A 9,799-nucleotide genomic window follows, 5' to 3' on the forward strand; every position below is an offset into this window, starting at 1 on the left:
GATGTATGCGATGAAAGTTGATGACGCCGGGGCCATGCACTGGACGGAGGTTCCCGATCCGGAAGCGAAAGCCGGCGAGGTTCTTCTGGGAATCCGGGCGGCGGCTTTGAACCGCGCGGATCTGCTGCAGCGGGCGGGCAAGTATCCGCCGCCGCCCGGCTGGCCGGAGTGGATGGGGCTGGAGGTGGCGGGCACCGTTCTAGCGGCTCCCGCCGGAAGCCGCTGGAAAGTCGGCGACGAGGTGTGCGCTCTGCTCGGAGGCGGCGGATATGCGGAGAAGATCGCCGTCCCGGAGGGGATGGTTCTGCCGCTTCCGCCGGGACTTTCGATGACGGAGGCGGCCTCGCTGCCGGAGGTGTTTGCGACTGCATATTTGAATCTCATTCTGGAAGCGGATTTGCGGGGCGGAGAGACGGTCTTCATTCAAGCGGGAGCGAGCGGTCTCGGTCTCGCGGCGATTCAGCTGGCGAAAGCGTTCGGCGCAAAGGTGATGACTTCGGTCGGCTCGCCGGAGAAAGCCGAGGCGGTCCGCCTTCTCGGCGCGGACTGGGTGCTGGAGCGCCATCGGGATGATCCGGCCGCGGCATTCGAGGCGCATCCGGTGGATATTGCACTCGACTGTGTCGGCGGAGAGGTGCTCGGGAGCTGCATCGGGAAACTCTCTCCCGGGGGGCGCTGGATTCTTATCTCAACCCTCGGCGGCGAGTTTGCCCGGATCAGCCTCCGGCCGATTCTCAAGCGTGGAATCCGGCTGATCGGCAGCACATTGCGCAGCCGTTCGACGGAGATGAAAACGCGGATTCTGCATGAGCTTGAGGAGAAAGTCTGGCCGAAATTCGGCTCGAAAGAGATTCGTCCGGTGATCCATGCAGTGCTGCCGGTTCGCCAGGCGGAAGAAGCGCATGCGATTCTTCAGCGCAATGAAAACATCGGCAAGGTGGTGCTGGAGATCGATTGAAATGGTGTTCCGCAAGGTTCACGGCGGAGAGGCGGATCCGCTCGTTTTCCGCCGGAGATTTTTTCTCCTGCTGATTCTGTGCGGAACCGGGCTTTACTTCTTTGCGAACATTCAGCGGGTGGCGGTTCCGGGAGCGATCTTCGATCTCCTGCAGAGTGATCTTCATCTCTCCGCGCCGGGAGTGACGGCGCTCGGTTCGGTCTTCATGTACGTTTACGCGCTGAATCAGTTGCTGATCGGACTTTTCGTCAGCCGTTACGGGGGGCGGCGGGTCATTCTGCCCGGAGGGTTTCTTTTCTGCCTCGGGTCGCTGTGTTTTCCGCTTTCGTCAGGGGGGTGGCTCTATTTCAGCCGGGCACTGACCGGATTCGGGGCTAGTTCGCTCTATCTGGCGCTCATCGATGAGACGATCCGCGCCAGCCGGAAAAATTATGCCATTGCGGTTTCTCTGGTGATTACGGCCGGATACGCGGGCGGTATCGTTGCCAATGCGCCGTTCGTCGCACTGGTCCGGGCAACCGGATGGCAGCGGGCGCTGCTCGGCGTTGCGGCCGCGACGATTCTTTTCTATGGGCTCTTTGTCGTGTTCTCCTCCCGGCGGAAACTGCCGCCGGTCCGGCGCGACGTACCGTTTCGATTCACCCCGTTCTTCCAGGTGCTGGGTGAGCGGAACAACCGGCTGGTGTTTCTGTTCAGCGGGATCAACTTCGGTTTATACTATGTGATTCAGACGGTGATCGGCAAGAAGTTTCTGGAGGACTTCTGCGGATTTTCCTCGCTTCACGCGGCATGGATTCTGTCGTTGACGGGATTGATTTCCGCGGTGGCTGGAACTTTGCTCGCGGTGCTGAGCCGAATGACAGGTGATCGGCGGAGCGTCTTCTGCCGCGTTGCGGGAACGGTTTCGCTCACGGTGTTCGCTCTCATTGCATTGCTGTTGTTCTTCGATATTCGCAGCGGCTGGATCGCGCTGCTTTTCTGTCTGCTCGCCGCTACCGGAAGCATGTCGTCGATCGTGATTCCGCTGCTGCATGACACCAATCCGCGCGATCTCGGCGGCCCTGCAGTCTGCTTTATGAATTTCAGTTTTTACCTTGCGGTTGCCGTTTTCGGGAATCTGGCCGGCTGGCTGTTGAAAAGCTTTCCGCCGGAATCGGTCGGCGGAGCGCTGGTTTATTCCCGAAACTCCTACCTCGCGGTGTTTTCGGTGCTGGCGTTCGCTTCGACCGCGGTATTTTTCTGCGCGATGAAGCTGCGCGAAAGGCGTTCGCCATGAATTCCGCTCTTCCGGAAGTCAGAGCACCGGTTTCCCGCAGGGAGGAAACTCCTCTTACAGCATCAGCAGCCGCACCTCATACGGTTGCAGAGTGACGGCCGGGGGGAACTCCGGAATCATGCCCCGTTTCACTTCTCCCTCCCGCAGCGCGATCGATTCGACCGAGGGGAGAATCGGATTGGGAGTCGTCGCCGGGGCGTTGAGCAGATCGAGTTTCACATCCGTCTCGCGCCCGCTCTTGTTGATGAGCAGCACCCCGAACTTTTCCAGATTCCGGAACGCGAGGCACTCCACTTCTCCGTTTCCGTTCATCCGGGAATCCTGCGCGGCAGCGACGGAGGCTCCGCATCCGGCGAAACGGGAGTCCGGCAGAACGCCGCCGAGCCCGGCGGCAGCAGAAATTTGCACCGGTTCACAACCAGTGAGGCGCGGAACGTCTGTTCCACCTTTTCACACTCAGGGTTGCGGATCTTCCGAATCAGGTATTCGACGGCTTGCGCCCCCATGGTCCGGAGCGGCATCCGAATGCAGGAGACCGGCACCCCGATGGTTTCCGTGAAATTCTCGACATCGTCAAAGCAGATCACGTCGAGATCTTCCGGCAGCCGGACACCGAGACGCGCGAGCGCATTCAGCACCGGCGGCAGCAGGTAGCCTGCCGAAACAAATGCAACATCCACTCCAGCGGTGCGGAAAAATTCCGGCAACGTCCGGTCATTGCTGCGAAAATCCTGAAAATCCACCGCCAGATGATGCGGCACTTCAAGCCCGTTCGCACGATACGCCTCCTCCCAGCCGCGTGTGCGCCCTGCGGAAGTAATATTCCCGGTCTGACGCCCGATCAGGGCGATGCGGCGCGCGCCGTTCCGGATCAGACTGTTGATGACCAGAAAAGTCTCATACTGGAAATCCACCGAGAGCCAGGCGAGATCCATCTGCTTCGGAAAGCGGTTGATGAGCACAACCGGAGTCCCTTCCTGCTGGAGTTTCCGCGCCTGCTCGAATTTGTCCTGATCGACCCGGGTCGCGATGAAAGCGTCCACTTTCCGCTCAGGATGGTTGACCAGCTCAGGCAGATCCGTCAGGCAGATGACCGCGCCGGCCTCCTCCGCCGCCTGCCGCGCACCGAGGCTGATCGGCGCATAGTATTGATATTCATCGTGAAAATCGACCCCGTCGATCCCGATGATGATCCGTTTCGACGACTGGAAATCGTTCTCCGCCCGGCCGGAGGAAACGTAGGTTCCGACCCCCGGACGGCTCTGAACATAACCGCCGTCGCACAGCCGCGCAAGCGCCTTTCGCACCGTCGGACGACTCACGTAAAACTGGCGGCAGAGCGTGCTTTCCGAGGGCAGAATCCCGCCCGGCAGCAGACGATGCTCGCGTATCTCGGTGAGCAGATACGTATATATGTCGTCGGAGATGTTCCTCTTCACGCCGCACCTCAATGTTTACATGTAATATTACCTGTAAATATTATGATGCAAAGAGAAGAAAAAAGCAAGTGCGCGGCGGAAGAAAAATGAAAAAAAGCGACCGGCGGCCCCTCCCTGGAAAAAGGCGGAGCAGAGCGCTCCGCCGGGAAGCGGCCGCCGGAGATTACCAGCGATAGTAGCGGTACGGATCGTCGGAGGCGATCGGCCGATCCGTGTAGAAATCGAATCTCCGGGGAATCTTGAACTTGGGAATTCCGAGGATTCCACCGTACCGGTAGGTGTCGTTGCAGAGCACAACCAGCACATTTTTTCCGGGGCGAAGCCAATCGGAATCCACATGATGGATGCGGGCCGCTTCCCAGTAGTTATCCGGATGGGTCTGTTTGGTGACCTCTCCTAGGAAGTGCCCGTTCAGCCAGGTCCAGGACTCGTCATCGATCGCACCGAGGAACAGCTCAACATCGCCGGAAGAAGCAAACTCTCCGGGCAGTTCAAATTCCAGACGATACCAGAAGAGCCCATCGTATTTCGCCAGCTCTTTGAACTGCACGTCGAAATTTCCCGGCACCCGAACCGGACGCCATCTGGAATTCGGGCGGAAATCCGGGTTCATCCATCCCCGGTCGCGCCCCTCTCCCTCGGGATCGGCGATGCCGGTCCAACGATCGTTCGGCAACTCGAATTTGAGATTGCCTTTCACGCCGTCGAACAGAGCGAAGAGTCCGCTTTCAAAACGTGCTCCGAGATTCGCGGCCAGACGGGAGACGAGGAAAGTCGACCGCCGCCGGGTCGTCCGGTAGTAAAACTCTTCCTCGTCGAATTTCCACGGCGGAAGCTGGCAACTTACGAAAACACCTTTCCCGTGCCGGACAATTCCGAGAGAACGTCCGCCCGCGGAATCCGGCGCAAAGGCGTCAAACTGCATTTTCCCGCGCCAGTGCAGTTCCGCGTTGCCGATTCCGGTGAACTCCGGCGTCTCGCGCAGATTCTCCACTTGATCGGAATAATATCCGCCGGACTGGAGATGGAATTTTCCGGGCAGCATGGATTCGAGCTCTGCCTGTCCGAATCCGAGAGCGAGTACATTCAGCCCGGCAGCCACCGCGTCAGTCAGATCACCCGGCTCTGCGCCCGGGCCGAGCACCAGCAGCGTTTCCGCGGGAGTCGAACCGGAGTCGGCAGAGCGGGGAATGCGCAGCGCGTCGAGCAAAGCGGCCCCCTCCGAACCGCCCAGATATCGCACATTCCGGAGGGCGGAACCGCGGGCGGAATCGAGTCGCTCCAATGCCCGGCCAAGCAGATCATCGGCCTGCGGCTCAATTTCCGTACGGCCTGTGACTGCAAGCTGGCAGAACATGATCCGGCCTTTTCCCTCGACAAACTCGACCAGCGGCACATACTGCAGATCGAAACCGCACTGCAGCAGCGGATTCCAGTTTCCGACCTGCGGCTTTTCAAACAGCACTTCCGTGAGGCTGCCGCGGTTGCCGGCCCGCCAGACCCGGGTGTTGCTGAAACCGTTCCAGTCCCACTGCGGCGAGGTCGCCTCATAGGGCACAAGCGGAAAGGTTCCCGGCAGCTGAGTCGCACGGCCGCGCCAGTCCCGCAAATCTCCGCTGAAATCCGACACGGAAAACACTTCACGGAATCCCTGTTCCGTCGTGCGCAGTCCGAGCCGGTTCAGCTCCTGCGCCGGCTGTTCGAGCACAAGGAGTTTCAGCCCGTTTTCCAGTCGCTGCGACAAATGCAGCGGAAATCCGTGCAGCGCATTGCGCCCGAGGATCAGAATCTCAATCCCGTTCAGATCGCGGTCGGAATGGACCGGACGGAACGGAATCCCGAGCCGGTTCAAAAGCAGTGAGGCTTTCCCCTCCGGATCGTAGAGACCGACTCTCGAAGCGAGTTTCACCGCAGCCGGCGCGACAAGATCGACCATGAAACGATCACAGCTTCTCCCCTGTCCCGGGAAATCGAACTCCGCCTCGAGCGCGAACTTCTCCGGTGCTCCGGCGGTCGGGATGGTGAATTCCACCGGCAGATCGCAGCGGCCCGCGGGAGCGACGACTGTGCTGCCGCTTTTTTCGATTCCGAGGGCCGGAACTCTCCAGCGCCATTCAACTTTCGCTTCCCGACGGCTGTCGTTCAAAACCACGAGGGTTTTCCGCACGGTTTCGCCGGGGCGGAAATTGTGTCCCTCTTCGGTGATATCACCGGCTTTGCCGCCGATCCAGCCGAGAAATTCGGTGAATCCCGCGTGCACCGCCTCGCCGGTCGTATTGAGTTCGTACCTGGCAAAAGGATTGTTGATATACTCGCCGCGCGGAATCAGCAGATCCGGAACGAGTCCGGGCTGTTTCAGATTCCGGAAGCGATCGGGATTCTGCCGTACGCCCGGACCGTTCGCCACCCATTTCCAGCAGAGGAACTGATCCCACGGCAGGATGCCGGAGATCCCCCTGGCGCGTAACGAGCGGAATACTCTCTGCGCATAATAGGCCCGGACACGGTTCACATCCTCGACCTGATTCATGAGACCATTTCCACCTAAAGAGTTGAAATAGGTTTCCCGGTTGCCTTTAATCAGCTTTTCCTGAAGATCGTAAAGTTTCTGTTTGGCGGGTTCATCACGGTAGGCATCTTCACCGAGGATTGCGGCATTGAACTCATTGGTCCACAGGCACTGCAGCCCTTTGGTCGACCAGATGAAAGCGGGACCGCGGTAACTCGACCAGCTTGCAACGTGCGGCAGCCCCCATTCAACGAAGACGAGCGGCATCGTGCCGTTTTTCTCCCAGTTTTCGAGCCAGTCGGCCCGCTCCTGCCGCGGCGCCCAGTTCAAATAGCAGTTCAGGGTATAGACGTCGCCGATGTTGCCTCCCTCATGGTGATAGATCGGGCGGCTCGGATCGAGTTTCCGGGCGATGTTTTCCGCGAGCACGGCCTGGGCGCGGTTCGCAAGTGCTCCATCCGGCAGAGCCTCTTCGGGTTTGTAGGCGGTGCCGATCCGCATCGGATTCTGATCGCCGGAGTAACCGGTCGCGTTGTGATTCATGACCAGCATAACGACGCCTGGAACATTCTGAAAACGGCGGATCAGGTGTTCCGCCTGTCTCCGGTAGGCTGCGGCCTGTTCCGGATCTTTGAGATTCGAGTTGAAATCTTTGAAATGCGGCAGAGTTAGCGAGGTCAGCATACCTCGCCGGGAAGTCCCCCGGTGAAACCCGTCGAGATAACAGAATACGCCAGGAGAAAAACTGTAATTCCAGCCGATAAGAAAATTTGCGCCGAAACCGCGCGCGGCCTGAACCAGGTGTTCGATCCAGAGTTCCGAACCGAAATCGGCCTCCTGCGGGGTCTTGGTGACCAGCGCGCGCAAATGAATCTTCCGGCCGTTCAGGTAAAAGTCGCGGCCATCGATGCAGAATTCGCGGAATCCGAACTCCTGCGGAAGAAATTCGTCGAGCAGACCGCCCTTGTCGTCGAGCAGCCGAACTTTCGCCGTGTAGAGATTTCCCGGGGTGTCGATGTCCCAGAGCTTCGGATTTTGCCAGGCACCGCCGAACGAGTGGCGGAATCCGGGTTTCCCCGTGGAACGGAACGGTGTGGAGAGAAACCGCTTCACCGCCCTGCCGTCTGCGTCGAACAGTTCCGCCTCCAGGCGGTAGCGTCCCACCGGCAGCGCGACAAAACCGGTGTCAAAAGTGATCGCGGCATTCTGTACCAAAGTGATGACGTGGACGTCGGAAATCGCCGCACCGACCGGACGCGATTCCAGGAAGAGATTTCCGGTGATGCCGCGGTTCTGCAGCGCGCTCTTGTTTTTGATGAGGCGGTCGGCCGCCATGAAAGTCGCGCTCTCCTCAGGGTTCGCGCTGACCAGAAGTGCAAGTGTCTGCTTCTTCCCGGGGATCAGTTTTCCGGTCAGATCCGCCTCGCCGCCGGGATAGTAGAACTCCCCCGCTTCGATACCGTCCACGAAAATCTTCGCGCAACTCTGGATCAAGTCGGCGGAAAGTATGATTTCCCGTCCGCTCCACTCTGCAGGAACCTCGATCTCCCGGCGATACCAGGCACTGTTGAGCTTCCCCGGATCAATCTCGGCCATGAGGAGCGGAGAGAGATAAAAACTCATGCCGTTGGCTGCGACCGGCCACGCCCCCGGAATTTTGAAGTATCCCCAACCCGATCCCTCCGGAGGGAGGGCCGCAATCTCCTCTTTCTGCAGAACGGGCCGGAACTGCCAGAGTCCATTGAGGCAGATCCGTTCCCGGCTCGGAGTGGTGACATGTTCCGCATCGGCGAGCGAGAAAAGCTCCTCCACGGTCAGCCCGCCGGGCGGCGGGACATCACGATTCATTGCGGCGGGATCGTTCACGGCCTCGACCAGCAGATCGGCGAATTCCACTTTTCCGGCTGTTCCGAAGTTCGCCGGGCCGAGGGTCAGCGAGACCGCACCTTCCGGAACCGGATAGAGCCGGTCGCAATCGATCCAATCCCCCGTACCGCGTGCGCTGAAAACCTGCGGCCATTCGCCGACGCCTTTCCCGTTCCGGTCGTAAAAACGCATCGCCAGCCGGGCGTCCTGCCAGGATTCGGCGGCGGGAACGACCCCCGTGACCCGCATGCGCATCCGCACCCGCACGAACCGCTCTCCGGCTTTCAGGGGAAGAACCATGTTCAGCTGGCGATTTTCACCCTCGATCGTGATGAACCCTCTCCCGTCACGGAGTTCAGCTGTGATCCCCGCGGGAGCTTTCCCGCCCCGGAGCTTCCCCGTCCCGGGGTCGATAATCAGATTCGCAACCGGGGAGGGACGTTCGTTCACGGCCTCGACCAGCAGATCGGCGAATTCCACTTTTCCGGCTGTTCCGAAGTTCGCCGGGCCGAGGGTCAGCGAGACCGCACCTTCCGGAACCGGATAGAGCCGGTCGCAATCGATCCAATCCCCCGTACCGCGTGCGCTGAAAACCTGCGGCCATTCGCCGACGCCTTTCCCGTTCCGGTCGTAAAAACGCATCGCCAGCCGGGCGTCCTGCCAGGATTCGGCGGCGGGAACGACTCCCGTGACCCGCATGCGCATCCGCACCCGCACGAACCGCTCTCCGGCTTTCAGGGGAAGAACCATGCTCAGCTGGCGATTTGCACCCTCGATCGTGATGAACCCTCTCCCGTCACGGAGTTCAGCTGTGATCCCCGCGGGCGCTTTTCCGCCCCGGAGCTTTCCCGTCCCGGGGTCGACAATCAGATTCGCGGCAGGAAGCAGCAACGCCGCAACCACAATGAACAAAAAAAGAAGTTGTTTCATGGACCGTTCCGAATCTTGTTATTCCGCAGCCCATTGAACTGTGGTGGTGTTGCCGATCGTGGTAGCCCGCAATTCCGCTTCCCCGATAAAGGATGCGTGTCCATCCGCCCAGTTCACGGAGAACTGCGAACGGTTGTGCCCGCGCCACGGTCCGCAAGCCCATGTGCCGAAATCGCCGATCGGATAGAATTTTGAAACCGAATATCCGTCGGCATTTCTGCCGTCGGCAAGAAACAGAAAACTCGACGGCTGTTTCAGCAATTTGAAATTCAACATGCTTCCGCCCGAAAGTCCCGGCGTGTCGGCTTTGTACGGGCTCGGATAGCCATTGTAATAAGTGTCGCCGATTACGCATAGCCCGAGGTAATTGGCAGGATAGGCATAAGTGCTGACTTTGATGTCATCGCTGATGTTGCCCTTGGGAATCGGTGCATCCGGACAGTTGAACGCTTTCCAGTCGGAAAGCTGAACAAAGCCTCCCCGTCTCAAACATCCTGACCAAGTCTCGAATCCCCCCTCACAGACGATGACTCCGTCATAGGAATCCAGATACATCTGCGTGTAGGTCATCATCTGCTTGAGATTGTTGAGGCAGGCGCTGCCCCGTGCCCGCTGCCGCGCCTGATTCAGCGCCGGCAGCAACATCGACGCAAGTATCGCGATGATCGCGATCACAACGAGCAACTCTATCAAAGTAAACCATTTCCGTTTCATTTCATCCCTCCTGCGGTGAATGTTTTCGCGTCTCTCTGCTTTTAATTATACCTGAGACGAATTGAAAAGTCAATATATTAAAATTCGGAATAAATATATTTTTTGTT

6 protein-coding genes are annotated in these 9,799 nt (G+C 59.3%); 2 read left to right on the top strand and 4 right to left on the bottom strand.

Features of this window, described 5'->3' with window-relative positions; all coding sequences use genetic code 11:
• Position 1 precedes the first annotated feature (1 nt).
• Both Q0J85_RS12960 and Q0J85_RS12965 read left to right on the top strand, forming a co-directional pair.
• The gene (locus Q0J85_RS12960) at positions 2–958 is read left to right on the top strand and encodes an NAD(P)H-quinone oxidoreductase (protein ID WP_294482404.1); all 957 of its coding nucleotides are present in this window, start codon (positions 2–4) and stop codon (positions 956–958) included.
• 1 nt (position 959) lies between these two features.
• Positions 960–2,234, top strand: coding sequence for an MFS transporter (locus Q0J85_RS12965; protein ID WP_294482406.1), 1,275 nt, complete (start codon positions 960–962; stop codon positions 2,232–2,234).
• A 54-nt stretch (positions 2,235–2,288) separates the two neighbouring features.
• Here Q0J85_RS12965 and Q0J85_RS12970 read toward each other — a convergent pair whose 3' ends face one another.
• From Q0J85_RS12970 to Q0J85_RS12985, 4 genes are all read right to left on the bottom strand, one after another.
• Positions 2,289–2,546 carry a hypothetical protein gene (locus Q0J85_RS12970; RefSeq protein WP_294482408.1) on the bottom strand — a complete coding sequence of 86 codons (258 nt, stop codon included), beginning with the start codon at positions 2,544–2,546 and terminating at the stop codon, positions 2,289–2,291.
• Entirely contained in the window at positions 2,543–3,673 is a 1,131-nt protein-coding gene (locus Q0J85_RS12975) for a GntR family transcriptional regulator (protein WP_294482410.1), read from the bottom strand. Before Q0J85_RS12975 ends, Q0J85_RS12970 begins: the two co-directional genes overlap by 4 nt.
• Positions 3,674–3,836: 163 nt before the next feature.
• A complete protein-coding gene (locus tag Q0J85_RS12980; RefSeq protein ID WP_294482412.1) occupies positions 3,837–8,978 on the bottom strand; it encodes a glycoside hydrolase family 2 TIM barrel-domain containing protein in 5,142 nt (1,713 codons plus the stop codon).
• Between the two features lie 18 nt (positions 8,979–8,996).
• Positions 8,997–9,692, bottom strand: coding sequence for a type II secretion system protein (locus Q0J85_RS12985; protein WP_294482414.1), 696 nt, complete (start codon positions 9,690–9,692; stop codon positions 8,997–8,999).
• Positions 9,693–9,799 lie beyond the last annotated feature (107 nt).

It is taken from the genome of uncultured Victivallis sp. (assembly GCA_944389935.1).
Lineage (GTDB): Bacteria > Verrucomicrobiota > Lentisphaeria > Victivallales > Victivallaceae > Victivallis.